The sequence below is a fragment of the Desulfoluna sp. CLI2B genome (assembly GCF_056847375.1).
Map to the genome: position 1 here is coordinate 239,344 of NZ_CP186557.1, position 22,332 is coordinate 261,675.

Annotated in this window: 22 protein-coding genes and 1 pseudogene; 8 read left to right on the forward strand and 15 right to left on the reverse strand. The window is 57.2% G+C overall.

What is annotated here, in order from left to right; translation table 11 throughout:
• Positions 1–8: 8 nt before the first annotated feature.
• The gene (locus ACOYW2_RS01210) at positions 9–647 is read right to left on the reverse strand and encodes an HAD family hydrolase (RefSeq protein WP_482769101.1); all 639 of its coding nucleotides are present in this window, start codon (positions 645–647) and stop codon (positions 9–11) included.
• A complete protein-coding gene (locus ACOYW2_RS01215) occupies positions 644–1,381 on the reverse strand; it encodes an L-2-amino-thiazoline-4-carboxylic acid hydrolase (protein WP_482414876.1) in 738 nt (245 codons plus the stop codon). Before ACOYW2_RS01215 ends, ACOYW2_RS01210 begins: the two co-directional genes overlap by 4 nt.
• Positions 1,382–2,143: 762 nt before the next feature.
• Between ACOYW2_RS01215 and ACOYW2_RS01220 the strand changes: the two genes are divergently transcribed.
• Positions 2,144–2,692: an acyltransferase gene (locus ACOYW2_RS01220; RefSeq protein ID WP_482769102.1), complete on the forward strand. Its 549-nt coding sequence runs from the start codon at positions 2,144–2,146 to the stop codon at positions 2,690–2,692.
• 11 nt (positions 2,693–2,703) lie between these two features.
• Here the strand turns inward: ACOYW2_RS01220 and ACOYW2_RS01225 are convergent, their stop codons facing one another.
• The 7 genes and pseudogenes from ACOYW2_RS01225 to ACOYW2_RS01255 form a co-directional block, all read right to left on the reverse strand.
• Positions 2,704–3,111, reverse strand: a complete 408-nt coding sequence (locus tag ACOYW2_RS01225; protein WP_482769103.1) for a hypothetical protein — start codon at positions 3,109–3,111, stop codon at positions 2,704–2,706.
• Positions 3,112–3,178: 67 nt separating this feature from the next.
• Positions 3,179–3,754: pseudogene (locus ACOYW2_RS01230) on the reverse strand (HAD family hydrolase); the annotation flags it as partial.
• A 97-nt stretch (positions 3,755–3,851) separates the two neighbouring features.
• Positions 3,852–4,505 carry a class I SAM-dependent methyltransferase gene (locus ACOYW2_RS01235; RefSeq protein ID WP_482769104.1) on the reverse strand — a complete coding sequence of 218 codons (654 nt, stop codon included), beginning with the start codon at positions 4,503–4,505 and terminating at the stop codon, positions 3,852–3,854.
• A gap of 82 nt (positions 4,506–4,587) precedes the next feature.
• The gene (locus ACOYW2_RS01240) at positions 4,588–4,965 is read right to left on the reverse strand and encodes a VOC family protein (RefSeq protein ID WP_482769105.1); all 378 of its coding nucleotides are present in this window, start codon (positions 4,963–4,965) and stop codon (positions 4,588–4,590) included.
• 492 nt (positions 4,966–5,457) lie between these two features.
• The gene (locus tag ACOYW2_RS01245) at positions 5,458–6,114 is read right to left on the reverse strand and encodes a flavodoxin family protein (RefSeq protein WP_482769106.1); all 657 of its coding nucleotides are present in this window, start codon (positions 6,112–6,114) and stop codon (positions 5,458–5,460) included.
• A gap of 48 nt (positions 6,115–6,162) precedes the next feature.
• A complete protein-coding gene (locus ACOYW2_RS01250; protein WP_482769107.1) occupies positions 6,163–6,717 on the reverse strand; it encodes a GNAT family N-acetyltransferase in 555 nt (184 codons plus the stop codon).
• Between the two features lie 176 nt (positions 6,718–6,893).
• Positions 6,894–8,036, reverse strand: coding sequence for a CaiB/BaiF CoA transferase family protein (locus tag ACOYW2_RS01255; RefSeq protein WP_482769108.1), 1,143 nt, complete (start codon positions 8,034–8,036; stop codon positions 6,894–6,896).
• A 260-nt stretch (positions 8,037–8,296) separates the two neighbouring features.
• Here ACOYW2_RS01255 and ACOYW2_RS01260 point away from each other — a divergent pair, with 260 nt between their 5' ends.
• The gene (locus ACOYW2_RS01260) at positions 8,297–8,641 is read left to right on the forward strand and encodes a DsrE family protein (protein ID WP_482414884.1); all 345 of its coding nucleotides are present in this window, start codon (positions 8,297–8,299) and stop codon (positions 8,639–8,641) included.
• A 304-nt stretch (positions 8,642–8,945) separates the two neighbouring features.
• On the opposite strand, the gene ACOYW2_RS01265 is transcribed toward ACOYW2_RS01260, so the two are convergent.
• The 3 genes from ACOYW2_RS01265 to ACOYW2_RS01275 all read right to left on the reverse strand — a co-directional run bounded on the left by ACOYW2_RS01265 (position 8,946) and on the right by ACOYW2_RS01275 (position 12,836).
• Complete coding sequence (locus ACOYW2_RS01265; protein ID WP_180137000.1) at positions 8,946–9,368, reverse strand: MarR family winged helix-turn-helix transcriptional regulator; 423 nt, start codon at positions 9,366–9,368, stop codon at positions 8,946–8,948.
• Positions 9,369–9,786: 418 nt separating this feature from the next.
• Positions 9,787–11,073 (reverse strand): OmpP1/FadL family transporter, encoded by a 1,287-nt coding sequence (locus tag ACOYW2_RS01270; protein ID WP_482769109.1) that lies wholly within the window; start codon positions 11,071–11,073, stop codon positions 9,787–9,789.
• 488 nt (positions 11,074–11,561) lie between these two features.
• Positions 11,562–12,836: a helix-turn-helix transcriptional regulator gene (locus ACOYW2_RS01275; protein WP_482414887.1), complete on the reverse strand. Its 1,275-nt coding sequence runs from the start codon at positions 12,834–12,836 to the stop codon at positions 11,562–11,564.
• Between the two features lie 469 nt (positions 12,837–13,305).
• On the opposite strand from ACOYW2_RS01275, the gene ACOYW2_RS01280 reads away from it, so the two are divergent.
• The 5 genes from ACOYW2_RS01280 to ACOYW2_RS01300 all read left to right on the forward strand — a co-directional run bounded on the left by ACOYW2_RS01280 (position 13,306) and on the right by ACOYW2_RS01300 (position 15,896).
• A complete protein-coding gene (locus ACOYW2_RS01280; protein ID WP_482769110.1) occupies positions 13,306–13,533 on the forward strand; it encodes a hypothetical protein in 228 nt (75 codons plus the stop codon).
• A complete protein-coding gene (locus ACOYW2_RS01285; protein ID WP_482769111.1) occupies positions 13,530–14,081 on the forward strand; it encodes an amino acid ABC transporter permease in 552 nt (183 codons plus the stop codon). The genes ACOYW2_RS01280 and ACOYW2_RS01285 overlap by 4 nt, the downstream gene beginning before the upstream one ends.
• 158 nt (positions 14,082–14,239) lie before the next feature.
• A complete protein-coding gene (locus ACOYW2_RS01290) occupies positions 14,240–14,431 on the forward strand; it encodes a hypothetical protein (protein WP_482769112.1) in 192 nt (63 codons plus the stop codon).
• A 68-nt stretch (positions 14,432–14,499) separates the two neighbouring features.
• A complete protein-coding gene (locus tag ACOYW2_RS01295; protein ID WP_482769113.1) occupies positions 14,500–15,000 on the forward strand; it encodes a transporter substrate-binding domain-containing protein in 501 nt (166 codons plus the stop codon).
• A 5-nt stretch (positions 15,001–15,005) separates the two neighbouring features.
• Positions 15,006–15,896: an amino acid ABC transporter permease gene (locus ACOYW2_RS01300; RefSeq protein ID WP_482769114.1), complete on the forward strand. Its 891-nt coding sequence runs from the start codon at positions 15,006–15,008 to the stop codon at positions 15,894–15,896.
• Between the two features lie 202 nt (positions 15,897–16,098).
• Here ACOYW2_RS01300 and ACOYW2_RS01305 read toward each other — a convergent pair whose 3' ends face one another.
• The 3 genes from ACOYW2_RS01305 to ACOYW2_RS01315 all read right to left on the reverse strand — a co-directional run bounded on the left by ACOYW2_RS01305 (position 16,099) and on the right by ACOYW2_RS01315 (position 20,652).
• Positions 16,099–17,292: an aminotransferase class I/II-fold pyridoxal phosphate-dependent enzyme gene (locus tag ACOYW2_RS01305; protein ID WP_482769115.1), complete on the reverse strand. Its 1,194-nt coding sequence runs from the start codon at positions 17,290–17,292 to the stop codon at positions 16,099–16,101.
• A gap of 679 nt (positions 17,293–17,971) precedes the next feature.
• Positions 17,972–19,438, reverse strand: coding sequence for a hypothetical protein (locus ACOYW2_RS01310; protein ID WP_482769116.1), 1,467 nt, complete (start codon positions 19,436–19,438; stop codon positions 17,972–17,974).
• A 203-nt stretch (positions 19,439–19,641) separates the two neighbouring features.
• Complete coding sequence (locus ACOYW2_RS01315) at positions 19,642–20,652, reverse strand: nucleoside hydrolase (protein ID WP_482769117.1); 1,011 nt, start codon at positions 20,650–20,652, stop codon at positions 19,642–19,644.
• Between the two features lie 746 nt (positions 20,653–21,398).
• Here ACOYW2_RS01315 and ACOYW2_RS01320 point away from each other — a divergent pair.
• Positions 21,399–22,331 carry a DUF2860 family protein gene (locus tag ACOYW2_RS01320; protein WP_482769118.1) on the forward strand — a complete coding sequence of 311 codons (933 nt, stop codon included), beginning with the start codon at positions 21,399–21,401 and terminating at the stop codon, positions 22,329–22,331.
• The last annotated feature ends 1 nt before the right edge of the window (position 22,332 follow it).

The window sequence follows — 22,332 nt, forward strand, 5'->3', positions numbered from 1 at the left end:
TCTCCGGGTTAAATGCCGATAAGCGACAACACGGATTCGGCATCCCTGAAATGGTCCACCTGTTTGGTGTGGGAGAGGCCGTTGCCCACGAGGATAAACTGGTAGTCGAGCTTTCTGCTCGCTTCTTTGTCCCAGGGCCCGTCACCGAAATAGGTCTTGGTGGAAAATCCGGCGTGCCGGCAGCGGGACTCGGCGGTCTGCATGACCCGGGTCCGTTCCAAGTGGTCGGAGCAGGAGGCAAAGGCCACGTCCGACGAATCGAACCCTGCTGACCGGAGCTTGGCCTTTGCTGTCTCTTCCCAACCGCCCGTGGCAAGGGCGATCTCCACATCATCCCGTGCCCGCAACAGGTCCAGAAAATCCACGGCTCCGTCCACTTCCCGCACAGGCGAACTCTTCAGGTGGGAGGCCACCAGGTGGGTGAACTCCTCTTTGACCTGTCGGAGAAGGGTCGCCCGGTTTTCATGGAGCCCTTTCATGGTAAGGAATTCATCCAGGATGCCTGCGTCCGTGATGTGGGTATACCGTGTCCAGTCGGTGTTCAATGCGACGCCGGTTACTTTTTTGACGGCCTGGAGATAGCATTCCGCGTCAAATCCACATGACTGGATAAGGGTGCCGTCGATGTCAAACATAATGAGGTTCACGCTTCTGTTCCTTTACAGCTGTATCCATTGCTGCGTTCAAACCGAAAATCACACGTGTGTGAACCGGTGGGGAGGGTGCCCCGCCGGGTAAAGGTAAAGTTGAGCCGGTCGCCCATTTTGGGGTACACGACGTTGTCGATCCTGCACCAGGGAAAGCTCCAGGCAGGGTTCCCATAAGCTTTGGCAACCTCATGGATAACACAGAAATGGATGTGAAAGGAGAGGGCGTTTTGTGTGTCTTCGATGATCTCCGTGTGGTGGAGCCCTTCCTCAACCGCTGCCTGGACCTGGGCCTTGGTATACTCGGCAAAGGAGCGGAAGCTGTCATTGCATGCCTTGAGGTCGCTCACCGGAACAGCAAAGAGGTTGACGGCGGACCCTGTTTTCAGCAGTGCCGCCTCTGTCCGTTCGTGGATATCCGTCACCAGGTCCCTGGCTTTTTCCATGCCGAACCGTTCATCCAACACCTTCATGAGGGCGATGAAGTCAAAGGTTGATTCAATGACCGCCCGGGGCGCGCCTCTTTTTTCCAAGTCGAGCCAGTCAGCCTGTTTCATGTGCCTCACTTCGTCGCGCCACCGGTAGAGCACCTTGGGAATGCCCCTGATTCCCACCTCGCGGCGCAGGACGCCCAAGATCTGGCAGAACATCTTTTTCTCGATCTTTTGGAACTCAGGGCCTGCAAGGGAGTCCACGAGCCCGTTGCCGTAATTTGCCATGTGTTCAATATTCATGGGTGCCTCCTTTCATTCCGGGGTTCATGTGCAACTTACCAGGGATGGAGAGAAACGGCCCGTGTGTGACGAATACTGCAACCCGTCATATGCCGTTCCGGTGGACAGGAAAAGCGGTCCCCCAAGGCGAGGCTGTGGCATGTAACACCGTGATAAAGGGCAGAAGCGCGGGCCGCATGAGGCGACACGGGAGCAGGAGGCACCGTTACAGGCGGTTGAGCGGAGCGCCGGGGATGCCGGTTACGAAATCGAAAGACAGCGAACACGAAGGATGAGAGGGGTGATCGTGGGGCAATGGGTACGGGGTGGTTTCGTCACACCGTGTTCCCAGGTTCTTGGGACCCCGTCGGACATTGATGCAAACCCGGCGTTTTTGGCCAGTACCGGAAAGCGCATCGCAAGGGGTGCCGAAGAGCTGGTGGGATGGTTGGCCGGCTTGAACAGAAAACCGGACCTATTTTACAGTTTACCTGTTTTCCGCCCATGGGGCAAATGATCTGCGCATCTTGCCGTCATTGGAAATGGATACGGAGGAAAAAAGGAAGGTACTATCCGGATTGCGGTTGCTTTTGACAGAATTTTCCTGGCAGGGCAGTGGCCAGCGGGAGTCATACCTGCAAATATACAACGTGATAGACCGTTTTCGGGGAGAGAAATGAGGGGCCTGTATTGAATGGCAAAGAGATGGGTGTTATGGTTCGTTTTTTCTGTGATGAATATGGGTAAATGGATTCCTCTCAACCTAATTTAAGGTGAGATGGTATGGCACCTTATGGAAATGCGCCTTTTGTATTGAGGATGTGTATGGGGTTGAGAGAGACGAGCAAAAAAATTAGGAAGAGATCAAACCGATTAAGAAATATCATCAAGTACTGTTTAGGCCTGGACAGGTACGGTTTACTTGAAAACTCGAGAACCGATTTGAACATAAGCAAAAATGTGACCCTGAGCAAGCTGAAGCATATCCATTTCAAGGACCATATTTTCATTTCCAACAACACATCCATCATCACCAACGAGTACAGCCCCGTCACCATTGGAAATTACGCGCTACCGGCGATAACGCTGATGATCATCGGGGGAAACCATGATATCTCCAACAAAGGGCTCCCCATGATGCTCCAGGGCGAAGGCAAGCAAGGGGCCATCACCATCGAAGATGATGTCTGGATCGGTGCAGGAGCGATCATCCTGGCAGGTGTGACTATCGGAAAAGGCAGTGTCATCGGTGCAGGCAGTGTGGTGACCAAGGATATCCCGGAGTACAGTGTCGCCGCCGGAAACCCCGCCAGGGTTGTAAAGAAGAGGTGAGGCCTTGGGGGCTACGAACATACCGGAATGTACCATTTGGGTTTCATGCGACCAAAGTCGCGGCGCAGGTTGTGTGTGAGCCCCTTTTTGGAATCAAGGACAAAGGCACCGGTGTGTTGCCGTTCAAACACCACCCAGTGCCAGAACGGCTTGCCGTTTTCCATGCGCCATTTGATAGCCAGCAGTGCCGCGTCCGGCAGCTCCTCCCAACCGGTAAAGGGAATTTCGGTTTGCCCCACCGGTACCCCCAACTCAGAGAGGAGCCTTCTGACATGCCCTGTTTCAGACCATAATGCCTTGTCGCCAGCAAAAATACCCATGCGGTTGGCGATTGCTTCAATTTCACAGCCGATCCCGGCTAAGGCCGCACAGGCAGCAATGCCGCATCCCGTTGTCTCTTCCTGAATGACAGGTTTCATTTTTTCATGCATGTCTTTGGGGTGTGTTGCGTGTCGTAAGCTTAACCATATGGCGTTTTTTGTGACTTCAAAAACGATACCGGAGCACCTCAGCCAGGTCGTCCAGGACAATGTGCCCAAGGGCCAGGAGGTCTTCGGTCGGCTGTATCATATCCGGAATTTGTACCACGGTCATTCCGGCTGATACGGCGGATTTAACGCCGTTGCTGGAGTCTTCCAGGGCGAGGCAGTCGGGCGGAGACACGTTGAGCCTGGTCGCTGCGATGGCATATATCTCCGGGTCCGGCTTTCCTTTACTCACGAGATCGCCTCCCACCACACATTGGAAGTAGGTTAAAATTCCTGAATCCAAGAGCCTTGTGCGAGCCAACTCTGTATCTGACGAGGTGGCCACAGCCATGGGGATGTTCGACTGGTGTAGTGCCGTCAAAAGTTGATCCGCTCCTTTTTTCAGGGGCACGGGTTTTTCGTTCATGACTCTTGAAATGAGCTGTTCCCATTTTGAGCTGAAGGCGTGATAGGGAACAAGGCCGTCAAGGGCTTTCGTGAGAATGGCCCTGCCCGTCACAGCGTTTGTTCCCAGGCAACTTTTGAATACATCAGACAGGTCCCCGAGCCCAAAGTACGAGCATGTCTCCGGGAACGATGCTAGTAGAGCCTCTCGCTATCAAGCAGAAGCCCATCCATATCAAAAATGACAGCCTTGAACTTTCGCATGTTTATTCCTTAGGTCTGGGGCGTCAGAGGTGTTTCAGTGAGGCCATGTGCGACACGGGGTAAAGCCGGGCCAGAAATTCCCCGTTTTCTGTTTTCTCCAGTTTCTCCGTGTGCCACCCGCAGCTAGAGGCCTTCTCTGACAAGGTATCGAAATCCACGTGCAGCCAGCGCATCCAGGGGCCGGTGCGGCCTTTGAATGAGAGGCGGAATTCCAGCTCCCCCGGGTACCCGGGGCTGTCGGTGCTCCCCTGGTTCAGGGCTTCGTCCACGGAGTTGGCCAGCAGCTGCCCTTCGGGGGCGAGAAGGGAGGCGCATGTGCTCAGCAATACGGGGATCCGGCTGACGGTTTCGCAGATGCCGATGGTGTGCCCCAGCATGAGGATGGTGTCGAAGGCCTCTTCCGGCATCTCGAAAAAATCGCATTGCCTGATGTCTGTTATCCCGCGTTCTGCAAGGATTTCAACGGCCTGGGGGCTGACCTCCACGGCCGTGACCTCATGCCCTGAGGCCTGAAGCGTCACCGCATGGACCCCGCTTCCGGCGCCCACGACCAGAATCCGGCCGCGACACCACGGGAGAACCTTTTCCGTGGGATAGAACGCCTCCGGGCTTCGGAAGAACTCGGAAACCGGGATGGAGACGATGCGCCCGGATCTGTATTCATGGTTGAGTGGCATCCCTGTCCCCCCGCCAGTAGGCAAGGAGGGCGTTGCCAGGGGCTCAGGGCTGGGCGGTTTGTCGTTTTTCATGGTCTTTGTGTCAGCTCACGGGAAGCCTGACCCCTTGCGGATCCTTTACGACGCAAAAACGACCCACGTTGGGAATGTCCGTGGGCGGAAGAACGATCTCACCACCGAGTTCTTCTGCCTGTTTTGCCGACAGCTCGACATCGTCAACCGAAAGATACGGGTCCCAGCATGGGGCAACGTCATCGGGGACGTTGCCCTCCTTGAGCATCATCCCTCCCACAAAGGCACCATCTTTAAAAGCCGTGAGGTATCGGTTTCCGTAGATCGTTTTGGTCTCGGCAAAGCGCCACCCAAACAGGTTGCCATAAAACGCTTTGGCAGCTTCCAGGTCGGTTGTGATGAGCTCGTTCAGGCTGAAAAAGCCGTGTTTCTTGGACGGGTCCGTCATGGGTAGTCACCGATTTGCTTGTCGGGTTGGTTACGAGCTGATCCACTTGCCCTTTGGGCTTTCGATATCAGCCGGGACGTGAAGAGATGTTGATGCGTGCCATGGTGCGCGTGTCACACGCCCTGCACCGGTTTATCTTCTTTGACTTACAGCGGTTTAGCATAAGGAGAGACTGCAGGCAAGGGGACTGTCGCCAGGGCTAACGCCTTAATATATTTTAGCCTCCGGAGCCCCTGTCGGTGGGCAAACTTTGAAAAGTTTGACAATCAGGCTTCGTTATTGGGGCGTGCCCCAGCAGTGCATCATCATTTCCATGTTGTTGTCTATCAAGGCACTTGTCTCCAGTCTCGCAGGGATTATTTCAAAAAGAGACCCGACGGAGGCAGGCTGAATAGCTACACAGGGATATCACCTCAGTCTCCCTGCTAGAAAATTTGGGCAGGGGGATCCATAGGAGGCGGGGATGATCACGGTTGGCGCAGGCCTCTGTGGCTACTGCGGGGTTTCCTGATCAATGGCCTCACAAAACGATGCGATCTGCTGTTCGCCGTAATGGCTTTCGACGGTAAAGGAGCGAAGGGGGCGCCGGAGAACAAGGCGGGAAAACAGCCTGAAGATTCCGATTAAATGGAGCTCATGGTAATTGCTGGAAAGCCCCAGTGTGGACGCAGGGACTCCCCCTGTTTTTCTGATTTGCCGGGCCATGGGGGTAAAGATAAAATCAAGTTCAAAGACGTTCAGGGGCGGCCCTCCGAAGGTGGCAAAAGCACTCACCGGCTTGTGCCGCAGGCCCTTGATCTGCTTGAGATACCTTGCAACAGGGTAAGACGTGTAGGCCCACTTGGGGCCGCCGATGCATACATGATCAAAGGCCGATACATCCGTAAAAACAGGCGGCCGGATCGCTTCTTCCGGCTGATGGTAGCTGTTTACCCAGCGGCGGTAAAAATTGGAGCAGATTAGCGACAGCCCGACCAGAGGATACTGGTGGATCTGCCGGAAAAGGAGGTTCCAGCAACTCTTCGGGTTGACCACATCAAGGATCTCCCGTTGTACACCATGGCCTCGGGATGTGAGGTCGCGCGCAATATGGTCTGCAAGTTTTTCGGTACAACCGGTTCGGGAATAACAGACAATCAAGATCTTCATGATGCCTCTCGCGTGGAGCGTGATGAGTCTGTCGCCATATGGGCCCTGTTACGGTTTCGTACCAAAATATCGGGTCTTTGTGAATGCGTAGACCCACTCGTCTGCATAAAACTCCGACCCGTCTGGAACCGAGTGGAGGGTTTTCCGGTACCTCATCCCAATTTTTTCCAAAACCCGTATGGAGGCGATGTTTAGTGGCTTGACTCCGGCAACGATCTCTTCAAGTTGCAGGTTGGAAAACCCATAATCCAGAACAGCGCTGGCCGCTTCGGTAATGATGCCTTTGTTCCAGTGGGTCGGTGTCAGTCCATAAAAAATTTCTGTTTTATCGGGCTCCGGCTCAAAGGGCTGCAATCCGCACCAGCCTATGATTTCACGGGTCTCTTTCATGTGGATCGACAGGTTTGTTCCGGTAAAACCCGTCTCAATATTGCCTTGGTCTCTTTTGATGAACCATGTGATGATTTCCTCAATATCCTTAAGGGACGGCACACCCTCCGGAAGGTAAGTATAAATCTTCGGATCATGAAGCGCTTTTGCGAATGCTTCCGCATAGTCAAGGCGAAAGGGCTTTAATTTAAGCCTGTGGGTTTCAATATACAAAGATGCATTCCTTATTGAACGATTGAGCTATGCCGACGCCGAGCTCAACGAGGAGGGCCTGCTGCACCGTGGCGGCGGGTTCGGCACAATGCGTAACGTAAGATGTTCATGTACGAACAGCATAAAGAGCCTTCCCCTCTCACTCTCTCATTTTTATTGTCTATTTTGAGCCGGTTTCAGGTGACGCCCGTTTCTTTAAGGGCTTGGATCTCTTTCGGGGGGTAGCCCAGTTCCGCAAGCACTGTCTCTGTATCCTGGCCAAAGGAGAAGGGGGCGGTGCGGATGCTCCCCGGGGTTTCGCTGAGTTTGACGGGCACGCCGATGGTTTTGACGGGCTTGTTGTTGCGGTTGCGTGACTCCACCACCATGCCCCGTTCCCTGAACAGCCTGCTGTCCATGGCCTCGGAGAGGGAGCTTACCGGGCTCCAGCAGAGGTCCATGGCCTTGAATCGCTCAGACCAGTGGTCCAGGGGTTCGGATTTGATAAGGGCGGCAACGGCCTGGATGATCTCCTCCCGTTTTTCGTCGTCGAACTGCAGGGCCTCAAAGCGGTCAAGGCCCGTGGCGCGGCAGAAAGCGCTCCAGAACTTGGGCTCCAGGGCGCCCAGGGCGATGAATTTTCCGTCGGCGGTTTCATAGGTGTTGTAAAAGGCGTAACGGTGGGAGAGGAGGGTGTCGCAGCGAGAAGGCTCGGTGTCCGTCTCTTGGCCGATGTTAAGGGCCAGGTGCATGAGGGCCAGGGTGCCGTCGGTGATGGAGATGTCGATGTGCTGGCCCATGCCGGTGCGTTCCCGGTGGAAGAGGGCCAAAAGGATCCCGGAGACAGCGCTTAAGCTCCCTCCGGCAACGTCGGCCACCTGAAATCCGGGGACATGCGGGGCCTCTTTGGATCCCATCAGATCCAGGGCCCCTGCTGTGCTGAGGTAGTTGATGTCGTGTCCCGGTGCATCGCGAAGGGGGCCGGTCTGGCCGTAGCCGGTGATGGAGCAGTAGATAATACCGGGGTTGACGCCTTTGACGTGGTCGTATCCCACACCCAGGCGATGGGTGACGCCGGGGCGGAAGCCCTCGACGATGACATCGGCCCGGGCTGCCAGCTCCAGGAAGATGGTCTTGCCTGTGTCGGACTTCAGGTTAAGACTTACGTGCTCTTTGTTGCGGTTGATGAGGTCTGGAAAGGCGCCTTGGGACGCGTAGCGCGGATCTTCAATGGCGATGACCCGTGCGCCGTGGTCGGCGAGCATCATGGTGCACCAGGGGCCGGGAAGGAGCCGGGACAGGTCGAGGACGGTGATGCCGGACAGTGCGCCGGTGGTCATGGGCTCTCCTTGTGTGTTTATTTTCGGAGCGTAAAATCCGAGATCCGTCACCTGCTTTATGGTAGACTATGAGCACAGGAGACAAACGGGGATGCACATGATTCGGGGGCGGCTCGGTCTGGTTTTACTTCACCGAGGCGGGCCGATCCCATGTTTTGTAACGTAGACTGTAGACGAATGCATCCCATGCCACAACACATTATTTTACGACAATCCGGGGGGCGCGTACCTCCCTGGAGTGTTCAGCGAAAGGGGAGCTTATGAAAGTCGTATTGCATATAGATTCCGATAAGGAGAGGCGCCTGCGCCTGACGTTAAACAACATGAAGAACCTTCTGGCGGCCATGGAGGGGCGTCCCATCGACGGGGCCGTTGTGGTGAACGGGCCCGGGGCTCAGCAGGTGACGGCGAGCATGGACATGGAGCTTTCGGAGCTGGTTACCAGGCTGGCGAATCAGGGCATCGTCTTTTTTGTCTGCAACAACTCCCTGGTCCAGTACGATATCACCCCCGAGGTACTCCATCCGGCGTTCAAGGTGACGAGGGCAGGGGTCCTCAAGCTGGTGGAACTCCAGCGGGATGGCTACGCGTACGTGAAACCCTGAGAATCACGGACACAGGGAACCCCTGCCTCGGCAAGGGTGGTCGGTGAGGTCCCGGCAGGGGGCGCTTTTTGTAAAGAGACTCTATTTTTGAAAGAGATCGTACGAAACAGCGATAAACAAGGGTCAAACTTATGTTTTTCAATAGGTTATCCCCTGATGTGATCGTCGGGGGAGACTTGATTTTATCGCCGCGAAAGAATGCGTACGAACGAAAACACCCGGAGCTGTCAAATGCTCAGGGTGTTTTGCGTTGTGGGGGGAATTGTGGCACGTTCGCGCACATTATATATTGTATACAAAGTGACTACTCAAGGTCGCGAAGCAGCCGTTTCAGAAGGACCCGTTCTTCCAGGCTCAGGTGGGCAAGGGTCTCTTCGTTGGCGTCGGCACGGACCTTGAAAAGATCGTTGACGATGCTTGAATTGGCCTGTTCGGTCAGGAGGATACGCTGGACCCGGCGATCGTTCTCATCGCTTTTCTTGGTAATCCAGCCACCGTCGATGAGCCGGTCGAGGACCCCGGAGACCGTGGCGTTGTCCAGGACGAGACGCTGGCCGATTTCGCTGGCGGTGAGTCCGTTGTTTTCGTAGATGGCACCGAGGACGAGCCCCTGGACCGTGGTGAGGCCATAGGGCTTCATGCGTTTTTTCAGGTTTCTCTGGGCTTTCTGGTTGGCTTTTGCCAGCAGAAAGACAATGCATTCGTTGTACGTAATTTCTGCAGTCATGGTGATGTCCGTTGGTCGGGTGTAATCGGGGCCGCCAAAAGCCGGGTCGCACACCTGATATCCTGCCCGGCGCATGCGGTGGCTTGGCGTCTGATGTCTGGAAATGTGGGTTGTTGGCTTTCGGAAGTGTTTCTATGATTGATTTGTGCGCAAAGTATCCTGCAAGCTCTGTGCCTGTCAAGGGAAAAGAGACAGTTCCCGGTGAGGTGGTCACCATCCGGGCAAGGCCCTGTCCAGGGACACTTTTTCGGAACAGTTGTCAAACAGGTTTTTTAAGGTAAGGTTCCATGCCGCGGCAAAGGAGATGCCTGGGGGGGCGTGTCGGGGCTGGGCCATGTAAGATCAACAAAAAAAGCGCGCCATGGGAAACCATGGCGCGCTTTTTTAACTCAAGGTACGGTGTAACTATTCAGATTGCTTAGAACCGGTAGGAGAGGGTGGTGCCCACGTTCAGCACCGTGCCGTCGGCCACGAGGCTTACCGGGGCGCCTCCGTAACTGGGGTTCAGGGCCTCGCTCTCCCCGTTGATGGTGCGTTTGCTGGGGATGTCCGCGTAGCTTGCCGCAATGTCCAGGGTGAAGTCTCCGAAGGTGAATCCCGCGCCCAGGGAGAAGGTGTGCTTGTCCCCGTCGGGCCAGATGAAGTCAAGACTCTCGTCGGGCACGGGGGTGGGATCCCAGACATAGCCGCCGCGAAGGGTCACGGTGGGGTTAACTGTCCACTCCATGCCGATGCTGTATTTGGTGGTGTCGTCCCAGTCGCGGCGGATAATCATGGCCTCGGTAGTTCCGGCCTTAAGCGGGGTACCGGGGATGGTTTGGGTGTAGGTGATGTATTGGCTCTGGGTGTCGTTGATGCTCCACCGGGTCCAGGTGGCGTCCGCTTCAACGAGCAATCCTTTTTTGGCACCAAATCGATACCCCACACCGGCCTGAACTTGCTCAGGGTGATCGTAGTCCAGAGTGACCTTGCCGATGTTCATGCCGCTCATCTTGAGATCCCCTTCAAAGTCTGCATCGGTTCGGCTCCGATAGGTCAGGCCCATGGAGAGACGGTCCGTGGCCTGGTAGAGGGCGCCGATATTGCAGGACACGTTAAAGTCGTCGGTGAGCTCGGCTTCAAAGGGTTTACCGTATGTCAGGTGTATGAAATCCGCCCCGGTTTCGGAGCGCCCCAAAGAGACCCCGGCACCCAGGGCAAGCTTTTCGCTGACTTTGTAGGACAGGGCAGGGGTGACGGTGACCCGCTGGTAATACGCCTCGTAGTTGTTGTGGGCCCCGGGGTTGGTTTGCGGGTTCTTGTCCCATTTGACGTGCATGCCCCAGGGCACGCAGAGGGTGATTCCTGCGGCCAGGCGGTCGGACAGGGGCATGGCTGCCCCCAGGTGGGGAACCACAAGGGTCCCGGTGTCGTCGGAGAAGTTGGTGGGGGTTTCCAGGTGAGGAATTCCCGCAACGCTGTAGTCCTCCACCTCAATGTCCGGTGTGGTGGTCAGGACACCGGCGGACATGGTGGCGGTGGTGGCCCGGGAAAGACCCGCCGGGTTGTAGTAGGGCGCAAAAACGGGGGAGGGGGCGGCGCTGACAGCACCTCCCATGGCAGTGGCCCGGGAGCCGATTCCGTATGTGTCGACCATGCCGGCCCACGTCGGGAGTGCCGAAGTGAGGGTCAGCAGGGCAGTGAGGATGGTCAGGGTTCGTTTCATGGGGCCTCGACATGTTTTCATAAAAAGTTCGTGGGTGCACCGGGTGGTTCCGGTCTTTCCAATCTGTTGCGGTGCGGTGCACCGGTATGACTCAGAAAGCATGCCAGAGCCCCATGGAAAGGCAATATGGAAAGAATAGAGGGGTAATACAGGGTTGAAACCTATATTTTAGAATGGCTATTCTATGGAATCGCTTTGGCTGGCAGGGTGTTAGTGAAGATGGGAAATCGAGGTGGCTGTGTTATGCCGCGAACGATGTTTTGTCACCGCGTAGGTTTACGAAGTTGTGTGGCATTCTTTTTTCTGCCGCGGCAGGTGGGAACGGTGATTTCACTCGAACGGGTTTTTGAGTGTTTCCTTGAAGAGGGCTCGGCAGCCAGTTCCTTCCCCTACCGAGCTGCGAACCGATTCCAAACCAGCTCCGCACCTTAAGGGGTCCTCGCTCCGCAGGCTGCCCCACGTATACAAAGCTATGGATGAATCGGTGCCTACCGGGTCAATGAGAGGAGCTGGGTGCGCAGGTTGGCCCCGCTGTTGTTGAGGCCCAGTTTCTTGCGGATGTTGTTGCGGTGAAAGTCGATGGTCCCCTTGGAGAGGTGGAGCATGGCGGCCATTTCCTTGGAGGTGTGGCCCTGCCGGATAAACTCGGCAACCTTGAGTTCCATGGGGGTGAGGTTGATAAAGGGGGAGGCCAGGCGCCGGGTGAACGGGGAGATGATCTCCGACAGGCTTGTCATGGCAGCGTCCAGGTGCTTTTTCTGGGTGGGGGTCAGGGGGTGGTCGGTGACCTTCTCCAGGGAGGGGAGCACCAGGTGGCGCAGGGTGGCGGTCATGTTTTCACCCAGCTCTTCCTTGTCTTTTTCCCGCTGGGTCAGAAGGGCCCTCAGGGCTGCCTGGCTCTCTTCCAGGCGGCTTACCTTTTCTTCGACTTCCGCCTTGCGGCGTTTCAGGGCCTTTTCCATGCGCACCTGGCGGGTGACGTCCAGAAAGGTCCCGGCCACGGTGAGGACATGGCCGTCGGGCCTTTTTTCCACGGCTTTTCCGCGGGTGCTCATCCAGAGCCATGCACCGTCGCGTCCCTTGAGGCGGTGGCGTACGTGCACGGCATCTGTTTCGCCCTTAAGGTGCAGGGTAAACGAACCGGAGACAAAGGGGCGCTCCGACGGGTGCAGTCGGTCCAGAAATTCGGCCTGGGGCATGGATTCTCCGTTCTTTACGCCGAAGCGCTGGCCCCAGCCCCGCTCCAGGGTGACCACTTTTTTGTCCACCCGCCAGTACCAGACACCGAGCTCTGCGCCTTCCAGGGCCATGATCAGGTTTTCTTCCCGGTTTTTCAGGTCCTCTTCCCGTTTTTTCCGGTCGGTGATGTCCACGGCTATGCCGTGGAGCCGCACAGGCACATCGTTCTCCTTGATGAGCCGGGCCCGGGTGGAGATCCAGATATGGGAACCGTCCTTTCGCCGGACGCGAAACTCCAGGGCTTCGGTGAAGCCTGTTCGCTTTTCCGGGTTGCCGAGGATGCCGGTGGCATGGGTTTTCTGGTCTTCCCGGATCAGCTCGAAGAAGTTGAGGCCGGGAAGTTCGTGGCGCTGGTAACCCAGCATCATCAGGGCCGTGTCGTTGGCGTCGATGAAGTTTCCTGAAAAATCGATGACGTACACCGCATCCAGCGCCTTCTCCAGAAGGCCCATAAAACGGTCGTTGAGCTCCAGTTCATGGATGCGCTGGGTGAGTTCCCGGATTTTGGCGTTTTGGTCCTGCATGGGGGCTCCTGATGAAACGGTTTTTTCCGGTTGCTCACACCGGGAAAATGAAGCTACCCCTCCTGGTGGCAGATGTCAAATGAAGGGTGTTGTTTTTACAGGATCCGGATATGCCTCCCATTAAGACATGTTGAAGATCCTTGATAGTGCTTCATGACGGTTGCTGCTCGAGGAACACGAGTTCCATTCGGGCCATGGGGCAGCCGCGATGTCCGAGGCCTCAACCCGCTGCCCGGCGAACCCCGTCGGCGGATGCGCACACCACCGAAACCCCCACCCCAATCTGGTGAAAATAAAGAAACGGAGTAACTATTCAGTTCAAAAGCGCCTCCGGCGGCCCTGCCGGGGGTCAAACTTTCAATCCGCCTTCGCCCAAGGGCTACGGCGAGGCAACCGGAACGTTTTTGCGGAGCTCTTTTCAAAAAGCGACCCGCCGGAGACAACTGAATAGTGACGAAACGGAGAGCCTTTGCACGCATGGAAACGCTGGACCAGGATGTACGGAAAAACCGCGATGTTCCTCGCAGGTCTCCTGGCCCTTTTGGCTTACGGATACCATAACCTGAACTACAACTGGCAGTGGTACAGGGTCTGGCCCTATCTGGTGACGGTCACCGATGAGGGCTTCCGGGCCGGAGTGCTCCTGAAAGGGGCCCTGGTGACCCTGAAGATTTCGGGCGAGCGGCGACCCTTGTGATCGGATTTTCCACGGCATTTATGCGCCTTACCTCCTCTCCGGTTCTCAACGCCCTGGTGGTGGGCTATGTGGAGACCATCCGCAACACGCCGCTTTTGATCCAGCTTTTTGTGATGTACTTCGTGATCTCACCTGTCATCGACCTGTCTGCGTTCGCCTCGGCCGTCATTGCCCTGTCGCTTTTTGAAGGGGCTTACGCCTCGGAGATCATCCGCTCCGGCATTGCGGCCGTGGACCAGGGACAGTGGGAGGCCTCCTTCAGCCTCGGCATGACCCCCTTGGGGACCTTTGCCGAGGTGATCCTACCCCAGGCCCTGAGGCAGATGCTCCCCATGCTGGCAGGCCAGGGGGTCTCCCTGATCAAGGACTCGGCCCTGGTGAGCACCATCTCCATTTTTGACCTGACCATGCAGGGCCAGAGCATTGTGGCCGAAACCTTCCTGACCTTTGAGATCTGGTTCACCGTGGCCTTTTGCTATCTGGGCATGACAGCCACCCTGTCCGCCTGCATTGCCCGGTGGGAGGCGAGGGTCAGGATGAGGGGATAGGTAAAAGGCGAAGGGCTAAAGGCTAAAGGTTAAAGGGCAAGGGTGAGGGGCCTAATTGATCTGGGACATGGCCACCGGCGGAGCTGCCGGGGTTTATCGAATAATAACCCACCGAAGGAGAGAATGATGAGACGATGGCTGGCTTGTGTGATGATGGTATGGGTTCTGCTTGGCTGCGGGCCTCTTTGGGCGGGCGAGAGCGTGATCGAGACGATTCAGAAGGGGTGATCCGGGCGGGCATGTCCACCTTTGTGGCCTGCGTCATGGACAAGACCGGGAGGCGCGGATGGAGCTTTTTAATCCAGGTGGCCAAGGGAAGCTGGAAGGCTACTGCGGGAAAGTGGAGCTGAGCTGACGCAACTGGTCGGGCATTATCCCGGCCCTTCTTACGGGTAAATTCGACGTCATCATCGGCGGCATGGGCATCACCCCGGTTCGGAACCTCAAGGTGAATTTTACCGAACCCTACGATTTTACGGGCATGTCCATCGTGGCCCATCGGAAAAAGGCACAAGGGTTTTCCTCCCTTGCGGATTTCAACAAAAAGGAGGTGACCATCGCCGTGCGCATGGGCACCACCGCCGAGATGGCCGCCAAAAAGTACCTGCCCAAAGCTTCCTTTAAGCTTTTTGAAAATGAGAGCCAGGCCCTTCAGGAACTTCACCTGGGGCGGGTCCACGGGGTGGTGTCTTCCGCTCCCCTCCCCCGGTTCCAGGCCCTGAAATATCCGAACAAGCTGACGGTTCCCCTGGAAGAGGATTTTACCAGGGAACCCATCGGCTTTGCCCTTCGAAAGGGGGACCACGACGCCCTCAATTTTTTCAACAACTGGATTCGAGCCAAACAGGCCGACGGGTTCTTCGCGGAAACCAAGCACTACTGGTTTGAGACCCGGGATTGGGCAGAACGGGTGAAGTAAGCTCTATGATTGGTTTTGGCAACAAGAGATATCGATTCGGCATGGTGGACGCCGCGGCCCTGCTGCTGGTGGGGGCGCTTGTTCTGTGGTTTTTCCACCGGGTGGGGGCGGTGCTGGATTACGGATGGGAGTGGGGGGCGGTGCCCTCGTACATCCTGAGGCGGACCGATGAGGGGGGCTGGGTGCCCAATCTGCTTTTGACGGGTTTTTTCACCACGGTAAAACTCAGCCTCTGGGCGAGCCTCCTGGCCTCGGTCATCGGTATCCCGGCAGGGGCCATGCGGGCCCAGGGCAGCCCGGGCCAGAAGCTTCTGGGCTGGGTGTACGTGGAGACCATCCGGAACATCCCGTCCCTGGTGCTGGTGTTTCTCTTTTACTTTTTCATCAGCAGCCAGTTCCTGGATCTGCTGGGCGTGGATGCCTGGCTCAGGGGGCGTTCAGAGATTACCCGGGCCATTTTTTCCTTTCTCTTTGCCGGTGAGGCCCAGATGAAACGTGTTCCCCTTGGCTGTCATCTCCCAGACCCGGCCATCTACGAAGGGGCCTACGTCACGGAGATCGTCCGGGGCGGCCTCCTGGCAGTGCCCTTTGGGCAGAAGGAGGCGGCCCGGGCCACAGGCCTGAAAGAGGGACAGGTATTTCGCTACGTGATCCTGCCCCAGGCCTTGCGAAAAATCATTTCGCCCCTGGCCGGTCAGTTCATCTCCACCATCAAGGATTCGGCCATCATGAGCGTCATCTCCATCCAGGAGCTCACCTTCCAGGGCATGGAGGTCATGGCCGCCACCTTTCTCACCTTTGAGGTGTGGCTCACCGTCACCTGCCTCTATTTTATTCTCACCTTCAGCCTCTCACAGGCCGCGGCCTTCATGGACCGCCGCATCGCCAAATACTGAGCCGGTTTATCAGCCAGCCATGCCCCGCACGCCTCGGTAAAATCGAGGTGTTGGGTGAGCCGGACACGGTGCACAGAGTGCACCCTTCGGGTCGTGGGCCACTTGAGACGGTGTCATCAATAACACCCTGGTGGCCCACACGATGACCATGGCCCGGCGAGCCACAAAAACCCCAGCCCTTAACGTCATCTCATCACCTATTTTACCTGAGGTCGACGTCCTGCCGGATCTGCCGGAGGGCCTGACGGATGCGCTCTTCGTTCTCCACCAGGGCCAGGCGGAGGTAGCCTTCCCCTTCCTTGCTGAAGCCCGCTCCGGGGGCCACGGCCACGTGGGCTTTTTCCATGAGTTCCATGGCAAAGGCCATGGAGTCGTGGCTGTTTTTGTAGCGTTCGGAACTCGATGCTAGGAACATGCCTGCCTTGGGGGCCTCCACCTCCCAGTCCATGCGCCTGAGGACGTCGCACATGGTGTCCCGTCGTTTCAGGTAGACCTCCACCTGCTCGGCGATGTTGGCCTCGCAGTCGCGAAGGGCCACGATGCCTGCTGCCTGGATGGCGGTGAAGATGCCGTAGTCGTAGTAGCCCTTGATCTTCTCCAGGCCAGTGATCATCTCGGCGTTGCCCACGCAGTAGCCCATGCGCCATCCGGCCATGTTGTAGGACTTGGAAAAGGAGCCGAACTCCACGCCCACGTCCTTGGCCCCGGGAACTTCGAAGAAGCTGGGGGCCTTGTAGCCGTCGTAGGTGATGCGCGAATAGGCGAAATCCTGGATCACCATGAAGCGGTATTTCTTGGCGAGTTTCACCACCTCTTTGAAGAAGTCCACGCTTGTCACCTGGCCCGTGGGGTTGTGGGGGTAGTTAAGCATCAGCATCTTGGGCACGGGGTACATGGACTCGCAGAGGTCGGAGATCTGCCTGAGCATGTCCTCATCCGAGGCCATGGGAAAGCGCACCACGTTGGCCCCAGCGATGATGGCCGCGTAGATGTGGACGGGAAACGCCGGGGTGGGCACCATGATGGTGTCTCCGGGCCCCAAAAGGGCCAGGCAGAGGTGGGAGACTCCCTCCTTGGAGCCGATGGTGGTGATGACCTCGGAGCCGGGATCCAGGGAGACCCCGTAGTCCCTGTCGTACATCAGGGCCAGCTCCTGCTTCAGATGCTTGATGCCCCCGGCCACGGGGTAGCGATGGCTCTTGGGATCCTTGGCCACCTTGCAGAGCATCTCGGTCACCTTGTCCGGTGCCGGATCCACAGGGTTGCCCATGCCCAGGTCGATGACATCCAGCCCCTTCCTGCGCTTGTCCATCTTCATTTTGTTGATCATGCCGAACAGGTACGGGGGCAGGTGGCCCATTCGTTCCGAATACTTGATGAGTGGTTCTTCCGTCATGTGTCGCCTCCGGTTGGGTTTGGGGTAAGAAGGCTCAATGGGTCGGTATGTGAGGGCGGGGCCCCGGGGACAGCCCGGGGCAAAAAAAAAGCCACGGGTTGTCGTCGTCAACCCATGGCGTTCTTACTGCGGTCAATATAATCAGAAGGCAGCGAAACGACAATGGGTTGACCCCATGGCCGCTGCCGCCGCCAATATGTGGCAAGCGTTGTTCATTCTGGTTTCCTTGAGAATAAAAGTTCCCTTTTTGATTACGCGTATTGGCGCCACCTGTCAATCGAAAAACGTGGAGGAAGCTTGTCTTCGGAAGGGGCATGACGGGGCGTGCTTTACGTATCCTTGGCCTCAAGGCAGAAGGAATCCAGCGGTTTTGTAACTATTCAGTTTATGTGGGCATGACGCGTTACCGACGGTGTAGGTGAGGTAGGGTGCGCTTGCGCACCGCCGAAGAATCGTAACGGTCATAACAACCAATGTGCGGGTGATCTTCACGCAGCATAGACATGGCAAAAGATGGTGGTTTTCCGAACAAATGGTGCGCAAGCACACCCTACGGGATGTCACATAACAAGCTGTAAATATTATTCTGGCAATCAGAGGTGGATTGGGCTGAATAGTTGCCTGGTTTTCAAAAAATTGGCCCCCGGCAGGGCCGCCGGAGGCTTTTTTTATCGTGATGTCAATGCCGGAAGGTCCACACGATGAGAAGGCCCCCGGCCGTGCCTGTGACCGTGACCTTGTCCAGAGTGGCCTGGATATCCACGCGGGTGAACTCCCGCTTCATCAGGTAGCTTGAAATGAATTTTCGCGATTTTACGGGCAGCTCGGAGTACCTGTCCAGAAGCTCTTGCGGGACTTCAATGGCCCCGGGGATGTACCGGGGATCGTCGGTCAGGCCCCGCGGGCGCGGGCTGACGCGGATGGTCTCCTTGGTGTGCAGCTTCAGGTTGAGAGACTCCTCCGGGCTCAGGTGCACCACCAGGTCCACCGGGGTGTTGTAGCAGCTGAAGTTGGTGAGTTCTGCGGCCCAGTCATTGCCGTTGATGATGTGGTACCAGGGCAGCCCCGGGGTGAGGGAGCCCAGGTTATCCATGTTTTTCGCGTAGTACCGGTCGTCCCGTTCCCCCAGGGTCAGGTGGGTGGTGTCCCCCTCCCGGTTGTCCAGGATGGTGCCGGACAGGGGGGCACCCGTGGCGTGGAAGGTCCACTGGGTGGTGTCGTCCACCTCGGTGATGTCCTTTTCAAAGTACCCGGTTTCTCCGCCTTCGCTTACGCCTTCCACCCGCAGGGTGCGATGGATGCAGTTACGTCCGATTTTGTGGATGCTGATGCGGTCCGTGATGGTGCCGGAGATTTTCGGGTGGCGGATCCAGTCCGTGGGGATCTGGATGAGGGGGATGAGCTTGTCGCGCTGGTCTTCGTAAGAAGAGGGGAGAAAGGCGTCGGCACCTCCGATATCAAAGTCGTAGAACCGTGTGTACATGTCCCCGTATTTGTTGATGAGGAACAGGTGGGAGCCGCTGGTGCTCAGGTTGACGGCCTGGAAGGCCCCCCTTTCCGGGCCGCAGATGCCGTAGCTGTAGTCCGTGGGCAGCCACGGGTCGTTGTAGATCAGGTCCTGGCCGTTGGGTCCCAGCATCCAGATATGGGAGCATTTGGCCAGCCCCACCTCAAAGAGATTGCCCGCCGGGTCGGTCCAGTATCCGTCTTCCCGCCTCGACACCACGGAAAAATCCCAGGTGATGATCTCGTCGGTGAGTTTCATGCCCGGGCCCATCCAGAAGGGAATGCCCCACTCCTTCTGCCAGGTGAAGTCCGATATGTCATCAAGCCCGTTCCACATGGTGTAGATCTGTCGCTCACCGTTCAAGGCGATGATGTGCTCATCGTCCATGGCAAACTCGGTGACCTGGCCGGCAAGGCCCTCCGGGAGCTCAAGTTTGACCCGCGGCTCCGGTGTGTTGACCCCGGTTCTCTCCTTGATCCAGATGTCGCCGTCTTTGAGTTTAACGTCGTACCTCGTGTTGAACGATGCCTGGTTGCCCCGGAAACAGACCCGGTCCTCGAAGGTTTCCGCCGAAAGGGCGGTGCATGGGATGAGGGTGAAAAGCAGAAAAATCGTAAGCACGAAACTGTTTTTTTTCATGACGTCTCCCCCTGACTTGATGGTTATGGTTGGCAAATCGTTTGCACAAACCGAGACCGGCAAGAGGGCTCAAACAGCGGGTGCGCAATCCGGGCATGCAGATGCGTGAGCCCTTCGTTCGCGTTGTGTGAGGTGGGATACCCTGAAGTATAGAGAAAGGCGGGGGGAAGTGCAATGAACAAAGTCGTCATATGTTCATTTTGTCAGGTTTTGCCTGTTCCGTTGAGGATGGCTGCAAACCGGGCCTTGAACTCCTGCCGGGAGCCCCCCTGGATGACGGTGACTTTTCGGGAGCCGGTTCGGCTGACCCGGGTTGTGCCGCACCGGTTGTCGGTTTCGCTCTCCGTTATGTCTATGTCCAGGAAGGCCCGGTACGACTGGCAGCTCTGCATGTCCCCGGTCATGACCAGGGCGGCCAGGGGGTCGAAGACGGGCACGGGGATGCCTTCGTTGTGGCGACCGGTTTTCTCAAGGAGGATGCGTTTTGCCAGGGTGGCAAGGGGATCGACGGCGGTAAGTGCCTCTGCCATGTCCGGGCCCAGGAGCACGTGGTTGCAGGCGTCCAGGGGAACCAGGGTGAGGGGTATGGGGGAGTCCACGATACGCTTTGCCGCCACAGGGTCGATAAAGACATTCCACTCGGCCCCGTGGTTGGTGGCGTACACCGGGCCCTGGTCCCACTCGTCCCTGGCGTTGTTGAGCAGGGCCACGTTCCCGTCCACATAAACAGCCCCGGCCATGGCGACGATTTTTTCAATGTTGTCGATTCGTGGGGCAGGGAAGGTGTCCATCATGCGGGCAGGGTTGGTAAACCCGCCCAGGCAGAGGAGGGTGATGTTTTCGTCGGTCGCCTCCAGGGTGTCGGCCAGGAACTGCCAGGCCGGGCGCGGGTCCGTTTCAAAGCTGACGGAGGGGTTGAGGCTCCCCAGAAGCCCCATGACACTGTTCATCTCATCCTTGAAGGGTTGGGGAAAACGGTGATCAAACCCCATGGGCGTGCTGGTGCCGGCGCAGACCCGGACCCTGGGCCGGTTGGCCAGCTCTGTGAGGGTCTTGGCGATGAGGGAGCCCCACCGGAGGTCGGTCTCCCCGCACCCGGTGACGCAGATGCCGAGGAGCTCCACCGAAGGGTGCTTCATGAGGCAGAGAATGGAGAGGATGTCGTCCCATCCCATGTCCGAGTCCACAATGACGCGTTTGCGTGCAGGGTTCACGGAACCTCCTTTGGGCTTTGTGGGGGCGTTCAAACAAAACGTGGGAGTGCGGTTTTTTGCATTTTACACCGGCCGGGCCGCCCGATGCAAAAAACAAAAGCGATGCCTTCCATGGTTAACGTGGGCAAGAAAAGCCTGCCTCCGGCGGCCAGGGGATTTTTAGCCTAAGTGGCTTCGCCACCCCTGGACCCCAGGTTGCGAATGCTCCCAGCCCTCGTTCCTCGGGCTGATCACATTCGCGGGTGGGTTTCGCTCTTGGTTGGTCGTCAAGATCTGTTTGCTTTACGGCAACTATTCACTTGCCTCCGGCGGGTCGCTTTTTGAAAAAAGCTCCGCAAAAACATTCCGGTTGCGTCGTCTGTTTAAAACTTTCGGTCGGTCACGTCGTTCGTAAGGCCTGTTTGTCAAACTTTTAAAAAGTTTGGCCCCCGGCAGGGCCGTCGGTGGCTGTTTTTTGGAGCTGAATAGCTACGTTTTACGTTTCAAAAGGTTGGCCCCGGAAGGGGAGCCAAACGGAAGTAGCTGCAACAACTCATGCCTTTGCCCGGGGGCGTCCAGGCCCTTCGTTACATTTCTTCACACATTCTCCACAGAATGACACGCACAACCCGTGATAGCCATGGACTTATCGGAAGTCATGCTGCCCTGAGGCAGCAAAGAACAAACACAAGGCTTGAGGATGTGAGGTGACTATTGTGGGACGGATTGCTTTTTTTGTGATGTGTGTGATGGTTTGTTGCGCTCCCATGGGCGTATGGGCCGAGGGCCCGGCACCGGAGGGTGAAGAGGGCGGATTTTACGGCACCGCCATGCTCGGGGGCGGTGTGTCTCACTGGCGGCCCAGTCTTTTGGATGCGGAAGATGGAAACGAAACCATCACCAGCCTGGAAGACACCGCCGATAAAGAGACCTCCTTTATCCCCCTGATGACCCTGGAGGGGGGATATTATTTCGACTCCACGGGGACGTGGGTGTCCATGGACGTGGTGGATGGGCTCGAAGAACTCGAGACAAGCGTCATCGGCAACCTCACCGTGGGCCAGTCCCTGGGGGACCTGGGAACCATGGCCTTAAGCTTTTCCCGCCATCGCACCGATGTCTGGAAAGATCCCTACCTCGTGGGATCGGCCCGAGAGATGACCAAGTCCAAGGACCGCACCGTGGGGCTCTCCTGGGAAGATGTCTTGGGCCTCCCCATTAGCCTGGACGTGGCCTACACCCTCACGCGGGTGCGGGACGACGTGTCCGGGAAGAACAACCCGGACCTGAAAAGGGACGGGGAGACCGGTGAAGCCACGGTGTCGTTTCCCCTGTTTTTTGGCGAGCGGTCCATGGTCCTGGCAGGGTTGGGGGGCGTCCAGGGTGATTTTGACGGCCAAAGCAACAGTTACGACGGATACCGCGTGAATCTCATTCACATCCTGGACATGGGGCGCTGGAGCCTCTCTTCCGTGGTGTCCGGAGAGCAGAGGCGTTACGATGCAACCCACCCGGTGTTTGGAAGAACCCGTGAGGACAAGGGGTGGATTTTCAGCACGGAATATACCTACCACGCCCCGTTGGGGTACGACCGTTATTTTTTCCAGGCAAGGGCTGCCATGGGGGAGACCACAAGCAATATCTCCTTTTTCGAAAGCTCTACCCTGATGGTGGGGGCAGGCATCGGGTATACCTTTTAAG

Coding starts and splice junctions, on each gene's coding strand:
- ACOYW2_RS01275 (WP_482414887.1), bottom strand. CDS start 12,836: ATGCAGGACCAAAACGCCAAAATCCGGGAACTCACCCAGCGCATCCAT.
- ACOYW2_RS01245 (WP_482769106.1), bottom strand. CDS start 6,114: ATGAAGATCTTGATTGTCTGTTATTCCCGAACCGGTTGTACCGAAAAA.
- ACOYW2_RS01295 (WP_482769113.1), top strand. CDS start 14,500: ATGGGCATCACCCCGGTTCGGAACCTCAAGGTGAATTTTACCGAACCC.
- ACOYW2_RS01260 (WP_482414884.1), top strand. CDS start 8,297: ATGAAAGTCGTATTGCATATAGATTCCGATAAGGAGAGGCGCCTGCGC.
- ACOYW2_RS01265 (WP_180137000.1), bottom strand. CDS start 9,368: ATGACTGCAGAAATTACGTACAACGAATGCATTGTCTTTCTGCTGGCA.
- ACOYW2_RS01305 (WP_482769115.1), bottom strand. CDS start 17,292: ATGACGGAAGAACCACTCATCAAGTATTCGGAACGAATGGGCCACCTG.
- ACOYW2_RS01270 (WP_482769109.1), bottom strand. CDS start 11,073: ATGAAACGAACCCTGACCATCCTCACTGCCCTGCTGACCCTCACTTCG.
- ACOYW2_RS01310 (WP_482769116.1), bottom strand. CDS start 19,438: ATGAAAAAAAACAGTTTCGTGCTTACGATTTTTCTGCTTTTCACCCTC.
- ACOYW2_RS01255 (WP_482769108.1), bottom strand. CDS start 8,036: ATGACCACCGGCGCACTGTCCGGCATCACCGTCCTCGACCTGTCCCGG.
- ACOYW2_RS01290 (WP_482769112.1), top strand. CDS start 14,240: ATGGGTTCTGCTTGGCTGCGGGCCTCTTTGGGCGGGCGAGAGCGTGAT.
- ACOYW2_RS01300 (WP_482769114.1), top strand. CDS start 15,006: ATGATTGGTTTTGGCAACAAGAGATATCGATTCGGCATGGTGGACGCC.
- ACOYW2_RS01220 (WP_482769102.1), top strand. CDS start 2,144: ATGGCACCTTATGGAAATGCGCCTTTTGTATTGAGGATGTGTATGGGG.
- ACOYW2_RS01235 (WP_482769104.1), bottom strand. CDS start 4,505: ATGCCACTCAACCATGAATACAGATCCGGGCGCATCGTCTCCATCCCG.
- ACOYW2_RS01320 (WP_482769118.1), top strand. CDS start 21,399: ATGGGCGTATGGGCCGAGGGCCCGGCACCGGAGGGTGAAGAGGGCGGA.
- ACOYW2_RS01215 (WP_482414876.1), bottom strand. CDS start 1,381: ATGAATATTGAACACATGGCAAATTACGGCAACGGGCTCGTGGACTCC.
- ACOYW2_RS01240 (WP_482769105.1), bottom strand. CDS start 4,965: ATGACGGACCCGTCCAAGAAACACGGCTTTTTCAGCCTGAACGAGCTC.
- ACOYW2_RS01225 (WP_482769103.1), bottom strand. CDS start 3,111: ATGAAACCTGTCATTCAGGAAGAGACAACGGGATGCGGCATTGCTGCC.